Here is a 925-nt window from a genome sequence, read left to right as displayed (position 1 = left end):
CATTATCGTGCCACCGCTGCACGGCGTACTGCCGCAAAGCGTTGGCCATGCCGGTGGCGAAGCCAAGCACAGTCTGGAAATCGCCTCGGGCGCCATCGCCCTGGCCGGTATCCTGCTGGCGGCCCTGCTGTTTCTCGGCAAGCGTCGTTTCGTGACGGCAATCGCCAACAGCGGCATCGGCCGTTTCCTTTCGGCCTGGTGGTTCGCTGCCTGGGGCTTCGACTGGATCTACGACAAACTGTTCGTCAAGCCTTACCTTGCGATCAGCCACGTACTGCGCAAAGACCCGCTCGACCAGACCATCGGTCTGATTCCGCGTATGGCCAAGGGTGGTCACACTGCCCTGAGCCGCACCGAGACCGGTCAACTGCGTTGGTACGCTGCTTCGATGGCTGCTGGTGCCGTGCTGGTTATTGGCGCCATCGTGCTGGTAGCGGTCTGATATGAACCTTGCGAATTTGCGAAAGGAAACGAGCCCGTCATGATTCTGCCTTGGCTAATCCTGATCCCCTTCATCGGCGGCCTGCTGTGCTGGATGGGTGAGCGCTTCGGCGCTACCCTGCCCCGCTGGATTGCGCTGTTGACCATGACCCTGGAACTCGCCCTCGGCCTCTGGCTGTGGGCCCATGGTGATTATTCATTTGCACCGGCGCCTGGCGCCGATCCGACCTGGGCGCTTGAGTTCAAGCATGTCTGGATCCAGCGCTTCGGCATCAACGTGCACCTGGCCCTCGACGGCCTGTCGCTGTTGATGATCCTGCTGACCGGTCTGCTGGGTATCCTCTCGGTACTGTGCTCGTGGAAAGAGATTCAACGTCACGTTGGCTTCTTCCACCTGAACCTGATGTGGATCCTGGGCGGTGTTGTCGGCGTGTTCCTCGCCCTCGACCTGTTCATGTTCTTCTTCTTCTGGGAAATGATGCTG

At 60.2% G+C, this 925-nt stretch carries 2 pseudogenes; both read left to right on the top strand.

Features of this window, described 5'->3' with window-relative positions:
• A pseudogene (locus tag ACIOU6_RS27445) lies at positions 1 to 442 on the top strand (NADH-quinone oxidoreductase subunit L); the annotation flags it as partial.
• Positions 443 to 481: 39 nt separating this feature from the next.
• Positions 482 to 925 (top strand): annotated as a pseudogene (locus ACIOU6_RS27440) (NADH-quinone oxidoreductase subunit M); the annotation flags it as partial.

Origin of the sequence: Pseudomonas sp. NPDC087615, assembly GCF_044743445.1 — a bacterium.
GTDB lineage: Bacteria > Pseudomonadota > Gammaproteobacteria > Pseudomonadales > Pseudomonadaceae > Aquipseudomonas > Aquipseudomonas baetica_A.
This window is presented reverse-complemented; position numbering and strand designations above follow the sequence as displayed.